19 protein-coding genes are annotated in these 25,491 nt (G+C 65.8%); 9 read left to right on the top strand and 10 right to left on the bottom strand.

The genetic code is table 11. The features are described 5' to 3' along the window. Window positions 1-81: 81 nt before the first annotated feature. The 7 genes from polA (at window position 82) to PX52LOC_RS36085 (ending at window position 8,089) form a co-directional block, all read left to right on the top strand. Window positions 82-2,973: a DNA polymerase I gene (polA, locus tag PX52LOC_RS36115; RefSeq protein ID WP_149114635.1), complete on the top strand. Its 2,892-nt coding sequence runs from the start codon at window positions 82-84 to the stop codon at window positions 2,971-2,973. Continuing rightward, the gene (locus tag PX52LOC_RS36110) at window positions 2,973-3,656 is read left to right on the top strand and encodes a Uma2 family endonuclease (protein ID WP_149114634.1); all 684 of its coding nucleotides are present in this window, start codon (window positions 2,973-2,975) and stop codon (window positions 3,654-3,656) included. The genes polA and PX52LOC_RS36110 overlap by 1 nt, the downstream gene beginning before the upstream one ends. Further along, window positions 3,653-4,249, top strand: coding sequence for a dephospho-CoA kinase (gene coaE / locus PX52LOC_RS36105; protein WP_149114633.1), 597 nt, complete (start codon window positions 3,653-3,655; stop codon window positions 4,247-4,249). The genes PX52LOC_RS36110 and coaE overlap by 4 nt, the downstream gene beginning before the upstream one ends. Window positions 4,250-4,284: 35 nt before the next feature. Then, a complete protein-coding gene (gene rho, locus PX52LOC_RS36100) occupies window positions 4,285-5,766 on the top strand; it encodes a transcription termination factor Rho (protein WP_178132598.1) in 1,482 nt (493 codons plus the stop codon). A 121-nt stretch (window positions 5,767-5,887) separates the two neighbouring features. Further along, window positions 5,888-6,361 carry a 6,7-dimethyl-8-ribityllumazine synthase gene (gene ribH, locus PX52LOC_RS36095; protein WP_149114632.1) on the top strand — a complete coding sequence of 158 codons (474 nt, stop codon included), beginning with the start codon at window positions 5,888-5,890 and terminating at the stop codon, window positions 6,359-6,361. After that, entirely contained in the window at window positions 6,358-7,191 is an 834-nt protein-coding gene (locus tag PX52LOC_RS36090) for a hypothetical protein (protein WP_149114631.1), read from the top strand. The genes ribH and PX52LOC_RS36090 overlap by 4 nt, the downstream gene beginning before the upstream one ends. 85 nt (window positions 7,192-7,276) lie before the next feature. After that, window positions 7,277-8,089, top strand: coding sequence for a hypothetical protein (locus PX52LOC_RS36085; RefSeq protein ID WP_149114630.1), 813 nt, complete (start codon window positions 7,277-7,279; stop codon window positions 8,087-8,089). Here PX52LOC_RS36085 and PX52LOC_RS36080 read toward each other — a convergent pair whose 3' ends face one another. The 6 genes from PX52LOC_RS36080 to PX52LOC_RS36055 all read right to left on the bottom strand — a co-directional run bounded on the left by PX52LOC_RS36080 (window position 8,090) and on the right by PX52LOC_RS36055 (window position 16,877). After that, complete coding sequence (locus PX52LOC_RS36080; protein WP_149114629.1) at window positions 8,090-9,613, bottom strand: MlaD family protein; 1,524 nt, start codon at window positions 9,611-9,613, stop codon at window positions 8,090-8,092. A 178-nt stretch (window positions 9,614-9,791) separates the two neighbouring features. Next, window positions 9,792-10,562, bottom strand: a complete 771-nt coding sequence (locus PX52LOC_RS36075) for an ABC transporter ATP-binding protein (protein ID WP_149114628.1) — start codon at window positions 10,560-10,562, stop codon at window positions 9,792-9,794. Window positions 10,563-10,571: 9 nt separating this feature from the next. After that, on the bottom strand, window positions 10,572-11,399 hold the full coding sequence (locus PX52LOC_RS36070; RefSeq protein ID WP_149114627.1) for an MlaE family ABC transporter permease: 828 nt from the start codon (window positions 11,397-11,399) through the stop codon (window positions 10,572-10,574). Window positions 11,400-11,541: 142 nt separating this feature from the next. Further along, window positions 11,542-13,155: a magnesium transporter gene (gene mgtE / locus PX52LOC_RS36065; RefSeq protein WP_149114626.1), complete on the bottom strand. Its 1,614-nt coding sequence runs from the start codon at window positions 13,153-13,155 to the stop codon at window positions 11,542-11,544. Window positions 13,156-13,192: 37 nt separating this feature from the next. Beyond that, window positions 13,193-15,301: a serine/threonine-protein kinase gene (locus PX52LOC_RS36060; protein ID WP_149114625.1), complete on the bottom strand. Its 2,109-nt coding sequence runs from the start codon at window positions 15,299-15,301 to the stop codon at window positions 13,193-13,195. Between the two features lie 136 nt (window positions 15,302-15,437). Next, window positions 15,438-16,877: an outer membrane protein assembly factor BamB family protein gene (locus PX52LOC_RS36055; RefSeq protein WP_149114624.1), complete on the bottom strand. Its 1,440-nt coding sequence runs from the start codon at window positions 16,875-16,877 to the stop codon at window positions 15,438-15,440. A gap of 212 nt (window positions 16,878-17,089) precedes the next feature. Here PX52LOC_RS36055 and pyk point away from each other — a divergent pair, with 212 nt between their 5' ends. After that, window positions 17,090-18,529, top strand: a complete 1,440-nt coding sequence (pyk, locus tag PX52LOC_RS36050; RefSeq protein ID WP_149114623.1) for a pyruvate kinase — start codon at window positions 17,090-17,092, stop codon at window positions 18,527-18,529. Between the two features lie 230 nt (window positions 18,530-18,759). After that, window positions 18,760-21,666 carry a putative glycoside hydrolase gene (locus PX52LOC_RS36045; RefSeq protein WP_149114622.1) on the top strand — a complete coding sequence of 969 codons (2,907 nt, stop codon included), beginning with the start codon at window positions 18,760-18,762 and terminating at the stop codon, window positions 21,664-21,666. A 132-nt stretch (window positions 21,667-21,798) separates the two neighbouring features. On the opposite strand, the gene hemW is transcribed toward PX52LOC_RS36045, so the two are convergent. From hemW to PX52LOC_RS36025, 4 genes are all read right to left on the bottom strand, one after another. Beyond that, window positions 21,799-22,956, bottom strand: coding sequence for a radical SAM family heme chaperone HemW (hemW, locus tag PX52LOC_RS36040; protein WP_149114621.1), 1,158 nt, complete (start codon window positions 22,954-22,956; stop codon window positions 21,799-21,801). Window positions 22,957-23,051: 95 nt separating this feature from the next. Continuing rightward, the gene (locus tag PX52LOC_RS36035; protein ID WP_149114620.1) at window positions 23,052-23,897 is read right to left on the bottom strand and encodes a hypothetical protein; all 846 of its coding nucleotides are present in this window, start codon (window positions 23,895-23,897) and stop codon (window positions 23,052-23,054) included. Between the two features lie 51 nt (window positions 23,898-23,948). Continuing rightward, entirely contained in the window at window positions 23,949-24,560 is a 612-nt protein-coding gene (locus tag PX52LOC_RS36030) for an ATP-dependent Clp protease proteolytic subunit (protein WP_149114619.1), read from the bottom strand. A 159-nt stretch (window positions 24,561-24,719) separates the two neighbouring features. Next, window positions 24,720-25,385: a ClpP family protease gene (locus PX52LOC_RS36025; RefSeq protein WP_149114618.1), complete on the bottom strand. Its 666-nt coding sequence runs from the start codon at window positions 25,383-25,385 to the stop codon at window positions 24,720-24,722. Window positions 25,386-25,491 lie beyond the last annotated feature (106 nt).

The raw sequence follows: 25,491 nt of genomic DNA, 5'->3' as shown, positions 1-25,491 counted from the left end.
CGACCGGTTCTTGCCCCTGATTCCGCCCCTGAAACGTCGGTCCCCCGCGGCGGAACCGTACCCCCAACCTTCGGCGGCACCGTGGTTCGCACCGCTCCTCCCCCGTCCGACTGTGAGCGCGTCTATTTGTTGGACGCCCACGGGTTGGTCTTCCAGATGTTCCACGGCATCCCGTCGATGACCGCCCCGGACGGCCGGCCGACCAACGCGGTGTTTGGCGTCACGCGGGCGATCATGAACCTCTACGAACACGGGGCGCAGTACCTCATTGCCGTGTTCGACCACAAAGACCCGACCTTCCGGGAAGCGATCGACACCAACTACAAGGCCCAACGGCCGCCGCCGCCGGACGACCTGCTGTTGCAAGAACCGCTCATCCACGAGGTGCTGACGGCGTTCCGCATCCCGATCCTCTTCTGCCCCGGCTTCGAAGCCGACGACGCGATGGCCACCATCGCCGCCACGGCCGCCGAGCGCGGGTGCGAGGTCTTCCTCTGCACGGCCGACAAAGACTGCCGGCAATTGCTCTCGGACAAGGTCAAGATTCTGAACCTGCGGAAGGACGAAATCCTCGACGCGGCCGGCCTGCACGCCATCTGGGGCGTCCGGCCGAACCAGGTGATCGACTTCCAGTCCCTCGTCGGCGACGCCGTCGACAACATCCCCGGCGTGCCCGGGGTCGGGCCGAAGACGGCGACGAAGTGGCTGCAACAGTACGACACCCTCGACAATCTGATCGCCCACGCGGACGAACTCGGCGGGCCGAAAGTGAAGGAGGCGTTCAAGGCCGCCATCGCGAACGGCAACCTGCAAAAGAGCAAGACGCTCGTAACGCTCCGCACCGACGCCCCGGTGGAGTTCGACTGGGAGAACTGGAAACGCCGCGAGTGGGACGGCCCGCGGTTGTTGGAACTGTTCCAGCAGTTCGACTTCAAGGGGTTCGCCAACCGCGTGCGGGCCACCCTCACCCAGGGCGGCCAGGAGAAGAACGCGGCCATCCTCGAAAGCATCGGTGAAGCGAAACCGACGAAGGCCGTCAAACCGGCCAAGGCGGGGAAGCCGCCGAAGGTTCAGGCCGGTGCGACGCTGTTCGATCAGATCGAATCCGACGGCGAGGTTCCGGTCGCGCCACCGAAGCCGCCGGACAACTGGAAGAGCGATTACCGCCTCGTCGCGACGGAAGCCGACTTCCAGACGTTCCTCGCCGAGTTGCGAAAGCAGAAGCGGTTCGCCATCGACCTGGAGACGACGAGCCTCGACCCGATCCTCGCAGAGATCGTCGGCATCGCCGTGTCGTGGAAGCCGGAGGAAGGCTTCTACCTCGCCATTCGTGGTCCGGCTACCGACCCGAAACTTGACCCGGCGGCGACGCTGACGGCGTTGAAGCCGATCCTCGAAGACCCGGCCGTCGCGAAGGTCAACCAGAACATCAAGTACGACTTGCTCGTCTTCCGCTCCAACGGCATCACGTTGAAGGGCGTCGCCGGTGATCCGATGATCGCGCATTACCTCTTGCACGCCGGCGAGCGGACGCACAACCTCGACGACCTGACGCGGACGTACTTCGGCCACGAGAACATCTCGATCACCGAACTCATCGGCAAGGGGAAGAAGCAGATCAGCATGGCCGACGTGCCGGTCACGAAGGCGTGCGCCTACGCCGCCGAGGACGCCGACGCCGCAATCCGCTTGGCCGACGTGCTCGAAGCGGAACTCGTCGAACAGAAGTTGAAGAAGCTGTACGACGATGTCGAGATTCCGCTGATCGACGTGCTCGCCGAGATGGAGTACCACGGCGTTCTGATCGACGTGGCGATGCTCGCCAAGATTAGCAAGGAGATGGACGCTCAACTCCGCGACACGCAGGACGAGATTCACGCCCTCGCCGGTCGGCCGTTCAACATCGCCTCGCCGAAACAACTGCGGGAAATCCTGTTCGATCAGATGAAGTTGCCCGTGCAGAAGCGGACCGGCACGACGAACGAGCCGAGTACCGACCAGGAATCGCTCGAACGTCTCGCCGCCCTGGGTTACGAACTGCCGACGAAGATCATCGACCACCGGCAGATTGCCAAGCTGAAGGGCACCTACGTCGATGCCCTGCCGGCGCTCGTGAACCCGAAGACCGGCCGCGTTCACACGTCGTTCAACCAGACGGTGGCGAGTACCGGGCGGCTGAGTTCGTCCGACCCGAACCTGCAAAACATCCCGATGCGGACCGATCAGGGCCGGCAGATTCGGCAGGCGTTCATCCCGCCGCCCGGGTGGGTGCTTCTGACGGCCGACTACTCGCAGATCGAATTACGGTTGCTCGCCCACTTCTGCGGCGACGAAGCCCTCCGCGACGCCTTCGCCGCCGACCGGGACGTGCACACCGCCGTCGCCGCCGAGATCTTCAAGGTGCCCGAAGCCGAGGTCAGCGGCGATCAGCGCCGCGTGGCGAAGACGGTGAACTTCGGGGTCCTCTACGGCATGAGCGCCTCCGGCCTCGCGGTGCGGCTGAAGATTCCCAGACAGGAGGCTGAGACGTTCATTGACGCCTACTTCGCCCGCTACGCGAAGGTGTTGGCCTACCAGGATAACCTGCTCGCAACCGCCCGGCAGACGGGGCGGGTTTCGACCGTTCTCGGCCGGTGGCGAACCTTCGACCCGTCGGCGATCCGGCCGAACTCGACCTACCAGCAGCGGAACGGGGCCGAGCGCGAAGCCATCAACATGGAGATTCAAGGCTCCGCCGCCGACCTGATGAAGCTTGCGATGCTCGCCCTCTACCGCCGTGGCAAGGCCGAGAAGTGGCAGTCGAAGATGCTGCTGAGCGTCCACGACGAACTGGTGTTCGAGGTGCCGCCGGCGGAACTGAAGGCGGTGGCCGCCGCCGTCCGCGAGGAGATGATCGGAGCGATGGCCCTGACCGTGCCGCTACGGGTGGACGTGTCCGCCGGCCCGAACTGGCTCGACGGGGAGGACGTGTGATGTCGACCGGGCTGCCCACCGCGGAGATCGAGTACCCGAGCGAGGACGGCGAACCGATGGCGGAAACCCCGATCCACGCCGAGGCGATGATGCTCCTGCACCAAGCCTTGCAAGACTTCTACGCCGATCGGTCGGACGTCTTCATCGCGACGGACGCCTTCTGGTACTGGGAGGAGGGTAACCCCGAGGCGCGCGTTGCCCCGGACGTGATGGTCGTGCCTGGCGTCGGGCAACGGGATCGGCGATCGTTCTTCTCGTGGGAAGACAACGGGGCGGTCCCTGCCGTGGTCTTCGAGTTCGCGTCGCGGGGAACCTATCAGACTGATGAAGAGGACAAGTTCTTCCTCTACGAGGAACTGGGGGTTCGGGAGTACTTCCTCTTCGACCCCGAAGGGGCATACCTCAGCACGCCCTTGAAGGGCTATCGACTCGGAGAGGTCTACGGCCGCCTACGGCCCACGGACGGCATGATCGAGAGCCTACTCGGCTTCAAACTTCGGGCGGAAGGGCGGATGCTGCGGCTCTACGACGCGCGAAACAACGTCCCCATCCCGACGCGGCTAGAACGGGCCGACGCCGAGCGGCAGCGGGCCGACGCCGAGCGGCAGCGGGCCGACCAACTCCAAGCTGAGGTCGAGCGGTTGAAGGCGATACTGGCCCAACGCGGCGAGAACCCGTCGTGAAGAAACTCACCATCGGCCTGATCGGCGCGATCGGGGCGGGCAAGAGTGCCGCCGCCGCGGTGCTCGCTCGCCTCGGAGGGGCTGTCGTTGACGCCGACGCCGTGGGGCACGCGGCCCTCGAACTGCCCGCGGTCCGCGAAAGACTCGCGGCCCGATGGGGGAATGTGTTGAAAGACGATGGCCGCGTGGACCGCCGCAAGATCGCCGAGATCGTCTTCCGCGACCCGGCCGAACGGACGGCCCTGGAAGCGATCGTGTTCCCGAGTATCCGCCGACTGTGCGAGGAGGCGATGGCGGCAGGGCAAGCGGACCCGGCGAAAAAAATCGTCGTGCTGGACGCCGCCGTGCTGATCGAGGCGGGATGGAAGGATGTTTGTGATAAGCTGATCTACGTGGACGCCCCTCACGAGGTGCGGGTGGCCCGCGTCGCCGCCCGCAGCGGTTGGACGGAGGCCGAGTTGCTCGCCCGCGAGGCGGCTCAGATGCCGGCGGAGGAAAAGAAGAAACACGCCCACGTCATCCTGAACAACGCGACGACCCGCGACGACCTGGCCGACGAGATCGAGCGAATCCTGCTCGCCTGGACTGCCTGACCCGAATCACGTCTTTACTGCTTTGAGGGGCTACGATGGCCGATACCAAGTCCGACCCGAAACCTCCCCGCGGCCGCCCGCGCCCGAAGTCGGATGCCGATGACGACGCCCACGGGTTTGGGGCCGGCATTGTCGAGGAACTCGTCCCGCCGCCCGCGCCCAAGCCCGCACCGCCGACGGCCGGCCCGCACTTCGAGCGCGGCTTCGACGCCGAGACGAACAGCCGGTACGAGGAGATCAAGCGCGGCAACACGTTCATCACGCAACTTCAGCAGATGACGCTCGCGCAACTCCAGCAGAACGCCCGCGACGACGGCATCCCGCGAGACGAGTGGAGTGGCCTGAAGAAGCAAGATCTGATCTTTCGCATCCTCAAGGAGCGGGTGAAGCAGAACGGTCTGATGTTCGGCGAGGGCACGCTCGAAGTGCTGCCCGATGGCTTCGGCTTCCTCCGCAGCCCGGACTACAACTACCTCCCGTGCCCCGACGACATTTACATCAGTCCCAGCCAGATCCGCCGGTTCGGCCTGCGGTCCGGGTCGGTCGTGTCCGGGCAGATTCGCCCGCCGAAGGAAGCGGAACGGTATTTCGCTCTCCTCCGCGTCGAGGCGATCAACTACCAGGACCCGGAACTGCTGACGCAGAAAGCGGTCTTCGGCGACCTCACGCCCACCCACCCGGACCAGCGGCTGAAGTTGGAGACGACCCCGGACGAAATGTCCACGCGGATCATCGACCTCATCACGCCGATCGGTAAGGGCCAGCGCGGCCTGATCGTCGCCCCGCCGCGGACCGGCAAGACGGTGCTACTCCAGAAGATGGCCAACGCGATCATCGAGAACCACCCGGAGTGCTACGTTATCGTCCTGCTCATCGACGAGCGGCCGGAAGAAGTCACGGAGATGAGCCGGTCGGTGAAGGGGTCGCGCGTGGAGGTGATCGCCTCCACGTTCGACGAGCCGATGGAACGGCACATCGTCGTCGCCGAGATGGTGATCGAGAAGGCACGCCGACTCGTCGAGTACGGCACCGACGTGGTCATCTTCCTGGACAGCATCACGCGGCTCGGCCGGGCGTATAACAACGCCGAGCAGGGGTCCGGAAAAATCCTCTCCGGCGGCCTCGACGCCTCCGCGTTGCAGAAGCCGAAGCGGTTTTTCGGCGCGGCTCGCAACCTCCTTGAGGGCGGCAGCCTGACGATCCTCGCGACGGCCCTCGTGGATACCGGCTCGAAGATGGACGACGTGATCTTCGAAGAGTTCAAGGGCACCGGCAACATGGAAGTCCACCTCGACCGCCGCCTGATGGACCGGCGCATCTACCCGTGCGTCGAAGTCAACGCTTCCGGCACTCGGAAGGAAGAACTGCTGCGGTCCGACGACGAACTGCGGATGGTGCACATCCTGCACAAGATTCTGTCCGACATGCACCCCGTCGAGGCGATGGAGTTGCTTTTGAAGCAGGTCGGCAAGCACAAGACGAACGCGGACTTCCTGAAGAGTGCGAACCTGACGTAAACGCCGAATGCTCCTTCCCGCCATCGCATCCGCAAGGCTCGGCCGTGCGGATCGCCGTTGTCACCCGCGGTTCGCCGTGATAACTCCACTGGTATCGATCCCGTTCCGGCCCCGGTGACGCATGATTTACGAAGGTGATTTCTCTTCCCCGCCCGGCCGGTTCGTGCTCGTCGCGGCCCGGTTTAACGCCTTCATCGTCGACCAACTCCTCGCCGGCGCGCAGGACGCCCTGCGGCGGCACGGTGTGCCCGATGACCGCGTGGACGTGGTTCGCGTGCCAGGGGCGTATGAGATTCCGCTGGTGGCCCAACGCCTCGGCAAGTCCGGGAAGTTCGCGGCCGTCATTTGCCTCGGGTGCGTGATCCGCGGCGACACTGACCACTACGACTACGTCGCCGGGGCGGCTACCAACGGAATCGCCTCGGCCGCTCTCAACTGCGGCGTGCCGGTGATCTTCGGCGTGCTGACGACCGACACGCTCGACCAGGCCATCAACCGGGCCGGGGCAAAGGCCGGCAACAAGGGGCACGAGGCGGCGGTCACGGCCATCGAAATGGTCAACCTGTTGGCGAAACTGCCGGAAGGTAGCCGATGAACCTCCGCCCGATCTTCACGCTGATGCTGGCCGTGTTCGCTGGGTGCGGCCCAAGTACGCCGACGGCCGACACCGCCCGTCCACTTGACGACTCCACCGCCCCGAAGGCCCTCGACCTGCCGCCGGTCGCCGGGCCGAAGCCGGACAAGTCGGAGCCGGCTGCCGCGACTTTGGTTAACGCCGTGCTGATGGCTCACACCAGCAGTCAGCCGTCGATGGTGGACAAGCTCAAAAAGGTCCACGTCAAGCGAAAGGGCGTCGTCCGATTCGCGGAGGTCCAATCGAACGCCACGATGGAGATTTTCATCTGGGGCGATCAGTACCGGGCGACGTACTCGGCCGAGGCGAAGGGTAACGCCGCGGACACCTTCTCGCTGAACGGCAACACCGGCTGGAAACTGCTCCCGGTTCTCGGCCCGCAGCCGAGCCAGATGACGCCGGACGACCTGGACACGGTGCTGCCGGACGTGCGGGGCGACCGCCTGTTGTTCCTCTTCCCGCTCGCGGACGAAAAGCTGACCGCCGTGACGGCCCGCGAATCGAAAGCCGGCAGCGACGCGGTCGTGCGAGTCTGGGTCGGCGACGCGCCGCCGGTCCTCCTGTCGGTGGACGGCAAGACGAACCGCCTGAAGCGAATCACCTACGAAGGAAAGGAGAGCGGTCAGGTTGCGACTCGCTCGCTGGAACTCTTCGACCTGGCCCCGGTTGCGGGGGTGTTGTTGCCGAATCGCGTCCAGTACGCGATTGGGACCGTGTCCCTGACGAATTGGACGAAGATCGAGTACGAAGTCCCCGGCGTCTTTGAGTTGAGTGTATTCGACAAGCCGTAACCCCTTCCGACATCGCGGCCGCCGCCGGCGGCGCGTTACTCTTTCCACCCCCAGAGGACACTTTCCCACCACGGCGGGCGTTCCCATGCTTCCGGGCGTGACCATCGTTGACGTTCTCGACATCCGACGCGAACACGATGGCGTCATCTTCGTACCGGCATTAATGGACTTCGACGATCGGGCCACTGTGTACAAGATCGAGGTTTTCGACGCCGCGACGCGGGATGACCCGCGGTTCCGTGCCGCCCAACAATACTGCGGTGTGACCGGCGATCTCTACTCGTTTCCATCAATCTGGCTACGGTCTCGCATCATGGCCGAGTTTCGCATGCGGCCGCTGGTCCCCGGCGATGATAACGGCGGGCTTCTGCAAGTTCCATTTCTTGCGGCCGTTAGAGATCTTTTCGGGCGGGTCGAGATTCATCCCTTCGTTTGCGACGATGTATCACTTGGCGGTGAACCACGTTTCGAGTTCTCGCGATCATGCACCTCGCCAGACATGCGATCGACAGTCATAGCAGCGTTTCGATCCCTGCTACTGGCCAGTCCAATTAGCCTCGTGCCATTTCAGGAGTTCGCTGCATGGGACGCAGATGATTACGGTGGGTTAGCCCAAGTTGGCATCGGCAATGACGGCCTAGCATTCGAACACGGCCTCGACGAAATCGATCCGGAAGAACCTGAGTTTGACCTTTATGAGTGGTTTGACGACATGCCCGGCCGTGAGGGCCATGATTGCGAGGCGTGCGGCGGCGAGGGGGAAGAAAACTTCTGCCCCGTCGGCGAGCCGTGCGAAATCTGCGGCGGGACCGGTCGGCTGAGTTGGCGTGCTCCGTGGCCTCACGATCTGAAGCGGCCGCGACGGTCGGTTTCTCTCGCTTTCAACCGAAGAAGCTAATCACCGCGGCGGCAAGTCCCCGCCGCTCCGCGGCAACAGCGGTTGGCGGTACGCTGGCACGATGGGGCCGACCGGCGTTGGCGGCAACGGCGTCGGTCGCAGAGCCTCTTCCCGCGTTGTGGCCGATGGTGATTCCTTCAGGCCGCTGTTCTGCTTCAGCGCACCGCCGACGCCGATGAGTTCCGGCCGACGGGCGACTTTGTCCGAGAACACTTGTAGATCGGCCGCGACTTTCTCGGCTCGCTGAAGAGTACGGGTCAGGGCCAACGCTGACTCGTTCAGTTGGTTGTACAGCGTCGGGTCGGTAATCACCTTTTGCAGGGTGCCGTCCGAGCGGTTGATGGCGTGGATCGTCGCCCGCAGTTCGACGAGCGTCTTCGCCAGTTCGTCGGACGCCGTCCCCACGTTTTTGAAGATCGGGCCGGTGCTCTCGGCCAGCGGCTTCGTAACCGATTGGACGTCCTTCATCGCACTGTCCGCACTCTTGAACGCACTGTCGGCCGACTTCACGGCGCTGTTGGTCGAGGTCAGAATCTCGTCGAACCGCGGCCACCGGCCGTTGAACTCCTTGAGCGTTTTCTCCCCTTGGTCGAGGAAGATTCCGGCGAGGCGGAGGGTCTTGATGAAGTCGTCGCTGGCGATCGACACGTTTTTGAGCGTCTCCGAGAACGCCTTCCGGTTGTCGACCGACAGCAAATCCTTCGCCTCCTCGGCGGTCGTGCGGACGGCCTTCAGCGTGGCGTTCAGTTCGGACTCGTTGTCCTTGATGACCTTGCGCAAGTCCTCCACCAGCGGCTTGGCCGTGCGGATCAGGTCGCGGAGGTCGTTGAGCGTCGTCTTCAGCCCGGCCTCGCCCGGCTTCTCGTTACCGCCCTGCGGATCGGCAAACGCGAGGATGGCCTGCACCTTCTCGTTCGTTCGACGCAGTTCCGGGACGAACTCGCGGCTGCTGCGGGCCAACCCGGCGATTTCGATGAACGCCTGCTCAACCTTCGGCACGGCCTGCTCGACCCGCTGCACCGAGTTGAGGATGCGGGCCATCGACTCCTGTGCGCTCGGTAGCACGCCAGACGCTTGGCGGACTAGTGTGTTCGGGTTGATCGGCGTTTGGCCGGTGATCTCGACGTTGACCGGGTAAGTATCGCCGCGCGTCGTGACGGGTTGGCCATCGGCCGTCACCTTCGGGATGAAGTCGAGTGACGTGTCGCCGCTGAGAAGGCCGCGGAAGATGGTCGCCTCTTCGTTCTGCCGCGGCAGGTATCGCTTATCGACGCGGATCGTCGCCTTCACCTGCCCTGTTTCCTGGTCAAGATCGAGGGCAGTGACTTCGCCGATGCGGACGCCGGACTTGCGAACCGGAGTGCCGGGGGCAAGGCCGGGGGCTTCGCCGAACGTGACGACGTATATCTCGCGGTTGTCGAACAGCCGTGGCGCGCCGCCGAACAGGATCGCCAACCCCGCGAGGCCGAACAAGCCCATCGCCATGAAGACGCCGAGCCGGAGTTTCGCGCTGCGCTCTGCCATGATGAATGTCCTTTCCGAAGCCGCCCGTGGTCGGGCCGATCTTCTTCCCTCGCCCCCGGCTTTGCGGGGGGAGAGGGTTAGGGGGAAAGCCCGCCTCCGTTCGAGACGAGTTTCCGAGGGGAGAAAGCTCGCCCCCTCACCCTAACCCTCTCCCCCGCAAAAGTCGGGGGCGAGGGGATTAAGCTCCCGCCCGGCCTTCGACGAACTGCCGCACGCGGGGGTCGGCCGCGGTCGCTAGGCCGTCGGGCGGGCCGTCGTAGATCATTTGCGGTTCGCCCTCGGCCAGCCGACTCAGCGGGTAGAACATCACCACCCGATCGGCGACCTTGTGGACCGTCCGCATCTCGTGCGTGACGATCACGCTCGTCACCGGCCGCTTGGTTCGCGTCTGCAAAATCAGTTCGTTAATCACGTCGGTCATCACCGGGTCGAGTCCGGTCGTCGGCTCGTCGTAGAGCATCACGTTCGGATCGAGGGCCAATGCCCTCGCCAACCCTACGCGCTTCCGCATCCCTCCGGAGAGTTCGCTCGGCATCTTCACCCGCACGCCGTCCGGCAGGCCGACTTCTTGCAACCGCTCGACGACGCGAGCCGAGACGTCCGCCTCGGCGACGCCCCCCTTCGCCTTCAGGCCGAAGGCGACGTTGTCGAACACGTTCAGGCTGTCGAACAGGGCCGCACTCTGGAAGAGAAACCCGACGCGCAGCCGCATCGCCGTCAGTTCTTTTTCGTTTAACGAGCGGAGTGATTTCCCCTGAAACAGTACGTCGCCGGCCGTTGGCTGGAGCAACCCCACGACGAGTTTCAGCAGGCACGTTTTGCCGCACCCGCTCTCGCCGATGAACGCGACCGTCTGTTGCGGGAAGATGTCGAGGCTGACGCCGCGCAGCACGTCGTGCGTGCCGAACCGGACGCCGACGCTTTGCAGTTGGATCAGGGGCTCACTCACCGCGGTTCCTCAGAAGGGCTTCGAGCCGCTCGGCGGCCAGATCATGTCGTGGACGCTGTTCGCCAGCAGGCCGAAGACGAAGTCGAGAGCCAGGATGACGATGAACGAGATCACGAACGACTGCGTCGCCGCCCGGCCGACGCCCTCCGCCCCGGCCGTGCCGTGGAAGCCGCGGTGGCAGGCGATCAGGGCGGTTACGCCGCCGAAGGCGACCGACTTCACGAGGCCGACGAACACGTCCCAGAAGCCGACGAACGCCCGCGTGTGCTCCCAGTAATGGTACGCATCGATGTGGTACACCCGCAAGCAGACGAAGCTGCTGCCGATCAACCCCATGATGTCCGCGAGGACGGTCAACATCGGGATCATCAGCACGGCCGCCAGGAACCGCGGGGCGACCAGGAACCGCACCGGGTCCACGCCGAGGCAGGCGAGGGCGTCGAGTTGCTCGGTGACGCGCATCGTGCCGAGTTCCGCCGCCATCGCGCTGCCGACGCGACCGGCGAGCATGACGGCCGTCAGCACCGGGCCGAGTTCGCGGACGACCGACATGTGAATGACGGCCCCGAGCGACGTGTCGAGGCCGATCTGGTGGAACTGACTGTACGCCTGCACGGCCAGCACCATGCCGATGAACGTGCCGGTGATGGCAATGACGCCGACGCTGTCGAGGCCGACGACGAGGCAGAGGTGCATCAACTCGCGGCGCTTGAAATGCCGCGTGAGCAACCCGGTGACGGCACGCCACGAGAACGCGGTCCAGTCGCCGAGCGCGACCAGCGAGTCGGCGATACTCGACACGATGCCGGGAGCGGGCTGGGCCGAGTCACTGGCCATCGGGGACAATCCTTGCCGGGCGAACGAGCCTACGGTGGCTCACCTTCGTTCATCGGCATTCGTGGCGGAGGAAGGATGAACCCGTCGCCGCCCCGCTAACGAATCCGGGCGATCCAACCGGCACAATCCGCACGATCGGATTCTACAGCAGCAGCCAACTCGCCACGGAGAAGAAGATGAAGATGCCGGTCACGTCCACAAACGTGGCCACGAACGGGCCGGATGCAATGGCCGGATCAAGGCCGTACCTGCGGAACACCAGCGGCAGCGTGGCCCCGACGAGCGTGCCCCAGATGCAGATGCCGAGGACGGAGATGGCGATGACCTGCCCGAGCTTCCACGCGCTGACCGCCTCCGTGCGAATCTCGCACTCGGCCGGGAAGTCGTAGACCTTCGCCGATCCTTCAGTGCGTTGGGAAGGCGGCGTGCCACTCTTCGGAAGACGGACGTACCCCGGCCGGTCGGTCGATCGGCTCAGGATCGACTTTTCGGGAACCACGTAGTCGCCCTTCCCGTCTTGTACGAGCGGGGCGTCCACTCGCACGGTGAACGGCTCAGCTTCCTTGCGCGGCCCGCCGCGCGTGTCGTCCGGCGTTAACGCCCCGCGGAAAAATGCGATGACGCCGAGCGTCACGCCGAGCGCAAGGCCCATCAGCAGTTCCCGGCGCAGGAGCCGCTTCCAGTCGGAGAGTTGGATTTCCCCCAGGGCCAGCGCGCGGGTAATCAGCGTGGACGCCTGCGACCCCGAGTTGCCCCCTGTTGAGATGCAGAGCGGCACGAAGAGGCTCAGCACGACCACGGTGGCGATCGCGTCTTCGAAGTAGGACATCACCGAGAACGTCGCGAGTTCCGCCACGAACAACAGCGACAGCCAGAACGCGCGGCTGCGCCAGATCTTGAAGAAGCTGGCGTCCATGTAGCTCTCGCCGAGCGGGCTGACGCCGCCCTGCCGCTGGAGGTCTTCAGTCGCTTCCTCCTGGATCACGTCGATCACGTCGTCGTGCGTCACGATGCCGAGCATCCCGCCGTCCGGGTCGAGCACCGGGATGGCGATGAAGTCGTACCGGGCGAGGATTTGCCCCGCCTTCTCGGCCGGGTCGTCGTACTTCAGCGACACGATCTCGTCGCTCATCATGTCGCGGATCAGTGCTCCCTTGGGCGCGAGGATCAGGTCGCGCAGCGAGATCGCACCGAGGAGTTTCCGCGACCACTTCCCGCCGTTCTCGCGGCGGACGAGTTCGTCGAGGACGTAGATGTAATAAATCGTCTCGCGGTCGGGGGCTTGCTGGCGGAGCTGTTCGATCGCCTCGAAAGCGTTCAGGTGCGGCGGCAGCCAGGCGTAGTCGGTCGTCATGATCGCGCCGACGGTGTTGAACCCGTACTCGACGAGCGTCGCGATGTCTTTGCGCTCGGCCTCGTCCACGACGCGCAGCAGTCGCTCGCGGACCTCGGCCGGCACGCGGCGCATGATGTCCACGCGGTCGTCGTGCGACATCTTGCCGATGATCGCCCCGGCTTGCGGCCGGTCCACCGACAGCATTTCTTCCTGAAGCGGGTGGGGCAGGTATTCGAAGATGCTCGCCTGTTTGCGGACGTCGGCGTGGCCGAGGATGTCCCAGAGTTGTTCCGGCGGGAAGCCGTCGAGAACGCCGGCCATCGTGGCCGGGTGCAGGTCTTCGCAGATGGCCCGGAGTCCGTCGGCGTCCTGCTCTTCGAGCATCAACCGCACTTCCGGCGTGAACAGCGGATCGGGCATGGTGCGAAAACCTGGGGATGTTGAATCACTCTACAGTCTACGGCCGGCGGCGGTCGGGTTCATCCGGCGCGCGGTTGTTCCACGGCCAGTTCGGGGGGGCCTGCCATTTGCCGATGCGATCTTTCGCGGCCTTCGCCAGCACCGCGTCGCCCGTCGACTCGGCCATTTTCCCGAGCAACCAGTAGACGCCGGGGGGCAACGGCGGCCCTCCCTCGGCGTACTCGGCCGCCCGCCGCAGCACGTCGTACCGTTCGGCGAAGGCCGGGTCGCCTGTTTTGACCACCGGCATGAATCCGATCGTCATGGCCGACTCTCGGAGTACCTCGGGCGAGTCTGAATACTGCCGCGACAGGTCGGTCAGCATCGCCAGGGACCGTTTCAGGGCCGTCTCGGCTTTCTCGTTCCGCTGGAGGAACGCATTCAACTGCCCAACCTTGCGGTACGCCCGTGCGGCATCGAGCTGAAACTTCAGCGACTTCGCGGCGTCCCCGTGGAGCGCCGGGTTCGCGGCGTTCTGCTCGGCGAACTTTTCATAGAAGGTCAAGACCGCCTCCAACATCGCGGCCGGATCGCCGGTCGGCATTGGGCCGCCGCCCCCGCCGAACGGCCGCCCCCGCTGACCGTCGCCGTCCGGTCCGCGGCCGCCTCCGCCTCCGTCGCGGGGCTGCCGGTTGCCGCCGCCCCCACGCCCGCCGTCGCCGTTTGGCCCGCCGCCCCCTCGTTGGCCGTCGCCGTTCGGCCCACCACGGTCGCCGTTCGGGCCGCCACGGTTCATAAACGATGGGCGATCCGGACCGAACGGTTCGCCGCCGGCCGCTTCGAACACCGACTCGAACGCGGCGAACGACAGGTTTAAGTTCTCGGCCAGCTTCTTGTTCGCATCGTTGGCTTCGTTCAACAACTTCGTCTCGTTCGCCAGGGCCGCCCGCGTGCGGCTGTAGCTCATCCAGCCGACAGCGACGGCGAAAACGAGCGCCCCCGCCGTGACCGCTGAGAGCATCGCGAGGATCGGGTTCCGCTTCGCCCAAAGCCAGCCGCGCTGCACGAACGACGACCGCCGCGCGCGGATCGGCTCGTCGTGGAGGAAGGCGTCGAGGTCTTTCTCTAACTCTTCGGCCGAGGCGTAGCGGCGGGCCGGCTCGCGGGCGATGGCCTTGAGGATGATCGTTTCCAGGTCGCGCGGGATGCGGGGGTTCAGCGCCCGCGGCGTCGGCGGGCTTTTCTCGCCGATGTTGCGGATCAGGATCGCCGGGTTCGAGTCGTCGAACGGCATCGTGCCGGTCGCCAGTTCGTACAGCGTCATACCGAGGCCGTACACGTCGGTCCGCGCGTCGGCGTGGCCGTGCAGGGCTTCCGGGGGCATGTACGGGATCGTGCCGAGCAGGTCGCCGGTGGCCGTGAGCGAATCGTGCTCGGTGAACTTCGCGAGGCCGAAGTCGGCCATCCAGACGGTGCCGTGGTGGTCGAGGAGGAGATTCCCCGGCTTCACGTCGCGGTGCAGGACGCCCTGTTCGTGCGCGTACTGAAGGGCGTCGGCGGCGGCCGCGCCGATGTCGGCGATCCGCCGCCAGTCGTTCGGCCGCACGAGTACCTTCGACGCCGTTAGCTCGTCCGACCTCGCCCGCCAGCCGGTGATGATGTCGTTCAGCCCGCACCCCGGGATGTACTGCATGACGAAGTAGGGCGTGCCGTTCTCCTCGCCGACGCCGAAGACTGGCACGATGTTCGTGTGGTGGAGCCGCGCGGCGACCTGCGCCTCGCGCAAAAATCGCTCGCGGCGAACCGCCTCGTTGCGGCCGGCCCCGGTCGGGAGCACCTTCAGCGCGACCCGCCGGCCGAGCGATTCCTGCACGGCCTCGTAGACGACGCCCATGCCGCCGCGGCCGAGTTCCCGCACGAGGCGGTAGTCGCCGAGCTTCTCCGGCATCTCCGGGGCGAGCGGCATCACCGTCGGCAGCGACGGACTGCGGTGCCGCTTCAACATCTCCATTTGCGCTACGGCCGGCAGCAGTTCCTTCAGGTCGTCGGCCAACTCCGGGTACTTCGCCGTGAACGCCCCGACGGACGGCGTCTCGCCGCGGCGGCAACGCTCGGCGAACTCCTCCGCCACGAGATCGAGCGGGTCGCGGTCGGTCGTGCTGTGCATGTGGTCGCTTCCCTGGGGTGCCTTCAGTCTAACGAAACGGTGACGGGCACACCAACGGGACTCATAAGCGGCTAACGAGTTCGACGAAACGAAGCGAGCGGGCGTTCGCCCGCTCGCTTCAGGGGTTGGCCCCAGGTTACTTCTCGGCGAACGCCCACAGGTGGTTGGCCGACCGCACGTAGAGGGTGTTGGCCGCAATCGCCGGCGTTGCCGCCACCCGCTCGCCGAGTGGCGGGTTCTTCGCCACCGGGTCGGGCACTTCCTCGCCAGCCTTGAAGACGGTGAAGGTGCCGTTGTCGAGGGTCACGGTGTAGATGTGGCCGTTGGCCGCGACCGGCGAGGCGTAGTACCGGCCGGCGGCGGCAACCCGCTCCTGCACGAAGATTTCCTTGCCGGTCTTCGGGTCATAAGCGGTCACGAGGCCGCCGTCCTTCACCATGAAGTACTGCCCCTTGTAGAGCACGGCGCTCGGCACGTAGGGCAAGCCCTTCGTCTTCCGCCATAGGACGTGCGTCTTGGTCACGTCGCCGGTGCCACCGGCCTTCACCGCGAACGCCCCGTTCTTGGCGGCGCTCATGAATTTGATCTGCGCGTCCCACTCGTCGCGGGTCAGCTTGCCGTCCTTGTTCGTGTCGTTGTTGTCGAAGAAACCCTTCAGGAAGGTGTTCTCCGACTCCTCCTTGCTGATCGCCCCGTCCTTGTCGGCGTCGCCCTGCTTCAACAACTCGTCGTAGGTCGGGAACTTGAACTCCTTGTCCTCAGAGTCGCCCGGCGACCACCCGGCGAACAGGAGTATGCCGTCGCCGACGACGGGCGTCGTACACGCGGCCGACGGCATGCCGGCCACGCTCCACTTCTCGTCGCCGGTCTTCAGGTCGTAGGCGACCATGCGGCCGTAACCGGGGGTGACGACTTGCTTGCCGCCGGCCGTGTCCCACACCGCCGGGGTGCCGTAACTCTGCGGCGACTGCCGCTTCTTCTCCCACACCCGCGACCCGGTCGCGGCGTCGATGGCGATGATCTTCGGGTCCTTGAGGTCGTCCCGTTGGAGCACCACCAGCCCGTCTACGAGGACGGGGGAAACGCCGGTGCCGAAGTCGGCGGCGGTCACGGCCATCGGCAGTTCGTACTTCCAGAGCGGCTTGCCGGCGGTGTCGTGGGCGAACACGCCGCACGAGCCGAAGTAGGAGATCACGACCTTGCCGTCCGTCGCTACGCTCGACGACGCCGGGCTGCCTTCCGTCTTGTGGTAGCCTTCGATCTTGGCCGCCGGCGATTCGGCCCGCCACAGTTCCTTGCCGTCGGCGATCGCGTAGGCGATCGTCAACAGTTTGCCGCCATCGAACGCCGTCAGGTAGAGCTTGTCGCCGAAGATTACCGGCGACGACATGCCCGACGGGACGGGCACCTTCCACTTGAGATTTTTTTCGGGGCCGAACTCCACCGGCGGCTTCTCCGTGTCGGCAACTCCCGACCCGTTCGGGCCGCGGAACTGCGGCCACACTGCCGGATCCGAGGCGGGCAATAACGATAGCGAACACGCGAACAGAACGACAACGGCCGTAGACTTGACCATCTCTCACCTCGCTCGAACCAGAGAACGGACGCGAACACCAGACATGGGCCGGGGCGTGGAGTCTCGGCCGGGAGAACGAAGAAGGTTTACCGGGCAGGGCGGCCGGCCCTTACACGGAAACTTCTCGGCCCGCGGGCCACAACCTTCGCACCCAGTCGTGCCGAATTCGTAAACCAACCGTGACCTCTCGTCCCACCTCTGGAAAGCCTACCATGCGTCGAACGAAGATTGTCGCCACGCTCGGGCCAGCGACGGACGACCCCGCCACGCTCGAAGCCGTGCTGCGGGCCGGGGTGGACGTGGCCCGGATCAACTTCTCGCACGGGGCGGCCGACGAACACCTCGCACGGGTGGCCCGCTTCCGCGACGCATCGCGGCGGGTCGGGAAGGTGACGGCCGTCCTCGCGGACCTGCCGGGGCCGAAGCTGCGGTGCAAGATCACGGCGGAACGGCCCCTCCCGGTCGGCGGCGAACTGACGTTCTCCCTGAGCGAGAAGGCCGTTCACCTGGACGACGTCGTCATCACCGAACCGGAGTGCCTCGCGGACGTGCGGCCCGGCCAACGGGTTCTGCTCGACGACGGGCGGTTGCAACTGGAAGCGGAGAAGGCCGACGGCGGGCGACTGTTCGCACGGGTTCTCGTCGGCGGAGTGCTGAAGCCGAACAAGGGGATCAACCTGCCGGACACGCCGTTGAGCATCTCGGGCGTGACCGACCGCGACCGGTTGGCCATCGAAGTGGCGGTGAAAGCCCAGGCCGACTGGCTGGCGCTCTCGTTCGTGCGGGAGGCGTCGGCGGCCGACGAGTTGCGGGAGGCGGCCGGCAAGTTCGGCTACCGCGGCCCGGTGTTGGCGAAGATGGAACGGCCGGAAGCCGTCGCCCGGGCCGCCGCGATCATCCAGGCGTTCGACGGCATCATGGTCGCTCGGGGCGACCTCGGCGTCGAGATTCCCCTGGAACAAGTGCCGATGGCGCAGAAGCAACTCATCCTGGAAGCCCGGCTGCGCGGCAAGCCGGTCATCACGGCCACCGACATGCTCGATTCCATGCAGAAGAACCCCCGGCCGACGCGGGCCGAGGCGAGCGACGTGTCGAACGCCATATTCGACGGCACGGACGCGGTCATGCTCTCCGGCGAGACGGCCGTGGGGCAGTTCCCCGTCGAGGCCGTGAGGTGTATGGCCCGCATCGCCGAGGAAACGGAGAAGCACCTGCAATCGAGCAAGTACATTCGTCCCGCCCGGAATCTGTTTCAGCCCGTCAACGACATCATTGACCACCTCACGCAGTTGGCGTGCGACCTCGCGGAATCGGTCGGGGCGGATGCGATCCTCACCCCGACGCTGACGGGGCGCACGGCCCGGCTGTTGGCACGGAACCGGCCGTGGGCGCGGATTGTCGGGCTTGCGCCGGGCGATGTGGTCCCGCGGCGGCTGTCGCTCGTGTGGGGGATCCAGCCCATCCCCCTCGGGTGGCTCGCGCCGGGTGAAGACCGGATGGAGGCGGCTGTCCGCGACGCTTACCGGGCCGGGGTCGTTGAAGTGGGCAGCCGCGTGGTCGTGCTGGCCGGCCACGCCGTCGAGGGGGGGCTGGGGTGTCCGACGGTGCGGGTCGTGAAGGTCGGCGAAGACGGGGCGTCCTGGGAGCCTTAATCCATCGCGGCGGTTCGTTCTCTTATCGGCGTCGAAGCGGGGTTCCGACAACGAGGTTGTCGGAACCCCGCTTCGTTTCCTGCGGACGTTCGGACGCGAACGCCGATTGCTATCAGAACACAGGATGGCAAGGACTGCCCCAAAATCTGACCGCACCCGTCGAGCAATTTGTCGGGGGGAGGGTCGGCGTTTGGGGCTCGCACCATTGATCGACACCCCAGGAGTCACGGATGTCGTCCACGACCGCCCGCCGGTTTGTGCCCCACTGCGCGCCGCTCGAAGCCCGCGAGACCCCTGCCGTCGCCTTTACCGAATCGTTCGACACTAGCCCATTCCCATTCGCCCCCGGCGGCTGGCAGGAGTGGTCGAGCAACGGCTCGGATTACGCCGCCGTCAACCGCGACCACGCCACCTCGGGCCAGCAAGCGCTCGCCCTCTACGGCACCCTCGGCGTTCAGTCCCGTATCTGGACGAGTACCGTGAACCCCGGCGACGTGTCGGTGCAAGCCTACGTCCTGTCGGACAACCCAGCCCCGATCTTGCTGTTCGCCCGCGGGGCCGGGTTGGACACGGCCGGCGCGTCCTACGTGGGCGTGACGGTCGGCCCGGTGGGAAGTGTTTCCATCGTGGAATCCATCGGCGGGATGGAACACGTGCTCGCGTCGAGTGCGGCCACGCAACCGATCGCGACGACGTGGCTGAACGTCCGCGTGCAGATGACCGGCGACCAAGTGTCGGTCCGTGTGCAGGGGGCGAACACCAGCGAGTTCCTCGCCCCGGACGGCCACTGGCAGGCGGACGCCGTGGACGTGCTGGCAACGGCCGTGAGCGTGCAGCCGAGTTCCGGGCTCGCCGGCATCGGCCGTCAGTCCGGTCCTTACGGCACCGGCTACGTGGACGACTTTAGCGTATTCTCTTCCGACGCCACGCCGGTCGTGGTGACGCCGATTCCGCCGCCGGTCGAAGTCCCGCCCGTCGTGACCGTTCCGCCGGTCGTGGTTCCGCCGCCGGTGGACGAAACACCGCCGGTTGATGTCAGCCCGCCCGCGGTTCCCCCGGTTGTGGAAGTTCCGCCGGTCGTGCCGCCCGCGGTTCCCCCGGTCACAGTTCCCGACGTGCCCCCGGTCGTCCCGCCGGTGACAGTCCCCGACGTTCCTCCGGTTACGGTCCCCGATGTGCCGCCGGTCGTTCCTCCCGTCACGGTCCCCGACGTGCCACCGGTTACGGTCCCCGACGTTCCTCCGGTTGTCCCACCTGTTGTCGTTCCTCCGACCGTGCCGCCTGCGGTTCCGCCCATTGTCGTGCCGCCCGTTGTCCCCCCAGCCGTTCCACCGCCGGCCGTGCCGCCGACGCCGGTTCAGCACTACACGCACATCCGACTCGCGGAGTTGGCCTACGACAACACGCCGATCGGTCAGTTCGAAAAAGACCTGGCGGCGAACTCGATCGACCTGATCGTGCCGAACCCGAAGTACTTCGACACCTTCGAACAGGTCGCCCCGGATTCGACGAAGTACCTCTACAGCAACGTCTCGAACCTCTACCAAGACCTGCTCACCAACTGGCTGAAGTACGCCGACGCGCACGGCCTCGACCGCGAGGCGGCTTTCTACCACGTCTCCAAGGCGACCGCCTTCACCGGCAGTAGTCCGTCGTCGCAGCCGGTGAACTGGTTCTGGAGCGTGTCCCGCGCGGCGGCCAACGGCAGCGGGGCCGTCACCGATTTGACCGCGAACGCGCGGGGTGGCCGGAACGTCGGCGTCACCTTCGGCGGCACGGGCGAAGCGGTCACCCTCGGTTTCCCCGACAAGTTCCGCGAACTGAACGTCACGCTCACCCGCCCGCCGCAGGCCGGTTGGTCCGGCGTGTGGGAGTACGCGGCCGGCACGAACGCCGCGGGACAGACCGTGTGGAAGACCCTGCCGCTGCTCGCCGACGGGACCACGGGGCTTCAAAAGGACGGGCAAATCACGTTCGATCCGCCGGCCGATTGGGTGGCGTCGGCGACGGCCGGTTCGACCAACCCCCTGTACGCCGTCCGGTTCCGCACGACGACCGGCACGGCGGCACAAGCCCCGGAGGCGAAGACGATCCTCGGCCGCGACTACGTCGGCGCGAACGGCAAGACGACCGGCACCATCCCCGCCTTCGACGCAAAGGCGGACGCCAACGGCGACGGCTACCTGAACGATCAAGAGTACGCCAACCGCCGCACCGGTTTCGACGCCCGGTTCACCTATGAGTCGCGGCTGTTCTACCCGTACTACGGGCAGATGCGGTTCATCACGAACCCGACCTCCGACGGCGTGAAGGCGTGGGCGGCTGACGTTCACGCGGCCCTGCTGGCGGCCAACCCGATCGCCGACGGCATCTTCATGGACAACGCCAGCGGTCGGTCCCCGGTCGGCACGACGCCGGTGCTGGAGTCGACGACGACGTACTCCGCGCAGATGGCGGGCGTGATTCAGGCGATCCGCAACGCGACGCCGGGCAAGGTCATTCTGGCGAACACCACTGGCGGTGGGACCGACGCGACCGGCGTGACGGCGGCGGCTGGTGCATCGCTGGAAGAGTTCCTCTTGCGGCCCAACGACGCGAACTGGTCGCAACTCGGCGACGTGGCCAACACGGTCCAGCAACGGCTGAACGCCGGCGACGGATCGACGCAAGTAATCCTCGACTCGCACCCTGGGTCGGTGGCGAATATGACCGACCCGCGGACACAGATCGGCACGCTGTCGTACTACTACCTGCTCGCCGACCCGGTGAAGACCTACCTGATGATCTGGGGTGGCTACGCCCCGGCTGCGGCGTGGTCGAAGAAGTGGATCCCCGCGGCAACCGTAGACGTCGGCCAACCGGCCGGCACGATGCAGGTCTTTGCCCAAGGGGCCGACCCGCAGAACGCGAAACTAACGTACAAGGTTTTCTCGCGGGAGTACGACGACGCGCTGGTGCTGTTCAAGCCGCGGTCGTACACACTGGGGCAGGGCACCGGCACGACCGACGACGCGACGGCGACGACGCACCAACTCAACGGCAACTACCGACAAGTGAACGCCGACGGCACTCTCGGCCCGGTGATTCAGTCGATCACCCTCCGCAACGGCGAAGGGGCGGTGCTGATGAAGGCGTGACCGCGGCTTCCGTCCGAATTCAACGGCGAGCGGCCCGGCGTGAGCGGGCCGTGTCTGATACTTGCTGACACGGTCCGCTCACGCCGGGCCGCTCGCCTTACATCTGGCAATCTCTTTACCTCGACTTCCGTTTCACCGACTCTTCATCACAGAAGTGACTATCCCATCCGCGAGGCATTTCCCCCGGCGCGTCAACCGCACGGATGAGTCGTCGTCGAGAAGCAATCCGTTCGCCGTGAAGTCCCGCACCCAGTCGCCGATGAGTTCATCCAACTCGAACCCCGTCTGGTCGCGGAAACGATCCCGCCGCACGCCGTCGGCCCGCCGCAATTGCGTGGCGATTGTTTCGAACGCCCGCTCGCGCGGGTCCAACTCTTCGCTCTGGTACGTCGGCGTCTCGCCGGCGAGAACGCGGCGGACGTAGAGCTTCGTGTCGCGGACGTTCAACTCGCGAACCCATTGCACATACCGGGCCGCGCCGACGCCGACGCCGAAGTAGGCTTCGTTCGCCCAGTACCGGTCGTTGTGCCGGCACCTCTTCCCGGGCTTCGCGAAGTTCGAAATCTCGTAGTGCTCGAAACCGGCCGCTGCCAGCCGGTCCATCGCGTGCTCGTACATCGCGAGTTCGTTGTCCTCGTCCACCGTTCGCACCGCCCCGCGTTCGCGGTCCTTCCAGAGCGGCGTGCCCTTCTCGTAGGTCAGGCCGTAGGTCGAGACGTGGTCCGGATCGAACGCGAGAGCCGCGTCGAGGTCGGCTTCCCATTGTGCCAACGTCTGGCCGGGGGCGGCGAAGATCAGGTCGAAGGAGATCGCGGGAATTTGTTTGCGAACCATCTCCACCGCCTGCGGAATCTGCTCTACCCCGTGCCGCCGTTCGAGCGCCGCGAGCAGGTGCGGGTGGAACGACTGCACGCCGATGCTGACGCGGTTCACGCCGAACGCGGCGAGGAGGTGCACCTTCTCCGCGTCGAGGCTTTCCGGCGTCGATTCGACCGAGAACTCGTGTGACCCCGGCGAAATGATCGGCAGCCACTTGTGGATCGCTTCCAGCAACCGGCGGAGTTGCTTCGCCGTCAGGTACGTCGGCGTGCCGCCGCCGACGAAGATCGTTTCGACCGGCTGCGGTTGGCCGAGCGCGGCGAGTTCGAGTTCGAGGGCGTCGAGGTACAGTTCGATGAGGTGGTCCTGGCCGGCCGTGACGGCGAAGTCGCAGTAGCCGCAATGGTGGCCGCAGAACGGGACGTGCAGGTAGGCGGTTCGCGGTTGCAGCCACGGCGGGTCGGTGAACATGCGGGCATTCTAGCGGATCGCCGACGAGCCGAACGCCGTAAGGAGTCGGGTGAATGGCCCTCACTCGACTCCTTACGGCGTTCGGCTGGCCACGATCAACCGCGAGGCCGAGCCGGTGCCAGCGTCACCGGGCGTTGCGAGCGGTTCTCCGCCGGCGGCGGCAGTTCATCAATCATCGGCGGGGCGATAGGCGGTGGGACCGACGGTGCGGTCGGAACAGCGGGGGCCGGAATCCACGGCGTCGGCCCCCCCGTCGGCGGAAGTGGGCCGGGTTGCGGGCCGAAGACCGGCGGGCCAGGGTCGCGGTTACCGGGAGCGACGCCGGGGAGGACGCGGACGGTGATGTCCTTGTCGGCCTCGAACGCCCGGCCGTCGAGGGTTTTCATCTGTACGACCAACCGTACCTTCTCCGTGGCCGGGAGTTGGTCCCATTGCAAGAGGACGTAGTAACCGGTGGCGAACAGGCCGCTCCGCCACGTCTTGTGAAGTTGGTCCGCGGATACGTCCCACCGGCCGATGGCGGTCTTCGTGCCGCTTCGTGAGACTTCATACGCGAGGACCGTGACGGTGGCCGGCACCTTCACGGCGGAGTTGTCTTCGTCCCGCGGGACGAGCACGACCTGCAACGCCTCATCGCCGGGTTGGCCGTCGTTGTCCGCACCGCCGGTGCCGCTGCCGAGTATCAGTTCCTTCAACGGTTGAAACGCACCGCCGACGCAGTCCTCGCCGGTGACCGGACCGCGGGACTGACGTTGATAGGCTTCGTTCAACTGACGGCTGTTGCGGAGTTCCGACTTGGCGGCCGCGAGTTCGCGCTCGCGGGTCCGCAGTTCCGCTTCGATCAGATCGTACCGCGGGCTGGACTTGCACCCGGCGGTGAGCAGCACACATAACAACATGAGCCGACGCCACCGCGAAAAATCGCGACGGGGTCGGCTCATGTTGTTTGCGTCCGTGGTGTGCATCCTGCCCCGCCACGGCTCTCGCCGCGGTCAGTCCGTTTTGGGTCGGCCCATGCCGTCGGGCATGCGCTCCAACACGTTGTCGATCAGCCCGTATTCTTTCGCCTCGACCGACGCCATGAAGTTGTCGCGGTCGGTGTCCTTCTCGATCTGCTCCAGCGACTTCCCGGTGTGGCGCTTCAGAATCTCGTTCAGCTTCTTCTTGGTCTTCAAGAACTCCTTCACGTGAATCTGAATCTCGGAACTCGTCCCCTCCATGCCGGCGAGCGGCTGGTGGATCATGATCCGGGCGTTCGGCAGGGCGTACCGCTTGCCGGCGGCCCCGGCGGTCAGCAAGACCGCCCCCATGCTCGCCGCCATGCCGATACAGTAGGTCGAGACCGAACAGGTCAAGAACTGCATCGTGTCGTAGATCGCAAGGCCGGCCGAGACGCTGCCACCGGGACTGTTGATGTACAGGTGGATGTCGGCCTTCGGGTCCTCGAACTGGAGGTACAGCAACTGGGCGACGATCAAGTTCGCCATGTCGTCTTGGACCACGCCTTGCAGGAAGACGATCCGGTCTTTCAGCAGGCGGCTGTAAATGTCGTAGGCCCGTTCCTCGCGGCCCTTACTGTCGATCACCATCGGTACTAGCGGCATCGTCGGACCTCCTCGCAGACGGCCGCACCCGTGTTATCGGCGGCCGGTGCGTTCTGGTGTGAGTGGGGTCGGGCGGGGGTTCCGCCCGATTGTCGCCGGGCGTCGGCCCGACGGGAATGTTCGGTCCGCGGGCGTCAACCGCGCGGGTCGGAATAACCGTTACTTCTTGCCATCCACCGGCTTCGTCAGCACGTCGTCCACGAGGCCGAACTCCTTCGCCTCGAAGGCCGTGAAGTAGCGGTCGCGGTCGCTCTCCTTGGCGATGACGCTCAGCGGTTGGCCGGTGTGGTCGGACATGATCTGGTTCAGGCGGTCGTGCGTCTTGATGAGTTCGTTCGCCTGAATCTCGATGTCCGAGACCTGCCCGCCGACCTGGCCGTAGGGCTGGTGGATCATCACCTTGCTGTTCGGCAGGCAGTACCGCTTGCCCTTCGAGCCGGCGCACAACAGCACGCTGGCCATGCTGGCGGCGAGGCCCATGCAGTACGTGTGGATCGGGCACTCGACGAACTGCATCGCGTCGTACAGCGCGAGGCCGGCCGACACGCTGCCGCCGGGGCTGTTGATGTACATGTGGATGTCGGCCGTCTTGTTCTCGGTGACGAGGAACAAGAGCTTCTGGATCGTGATGTTCGCGAGGTAGTCGGTGATGACCGGGCTGCCGCCGGTTTCGGGCGAACTGCCGATGAACACGATGCGGTTCTCGAGGAGCAGGTCGCCGAGGGTCATCGTCCGCTGGCGGGAGTACTGGCCGCGCTGGGCGACCGGGTCCATGACATTCGCGAGCGGTCCCATCGCGCCGAGCGGGTCAAATGGCGGGAGCATGAAGGTGCCTTTCGTGGGCGAAAAAAAATGGGGGGCTGACGCCCCCCTTCGTGCAACCGAACGTCTTTAATACTGTACGCCGGGCGTCAACAGATCGCGTACGAAA

It is taken from the genome of Limnoglobus roseus (assembly GCF_008254045.1).
Taxonomy (GTDB): domain Bacteria; phylum Planctomycetota; class Planctomycetia; order Gemmatales; family Gemmataceae; genus Limnoglobus; species Limnoglobus roseus.
The sequence above is the reverse complement of the archived record's forward strand: the minus strand, read 5'-3'. Positions and strand labels throughout refer to the sequence as shown.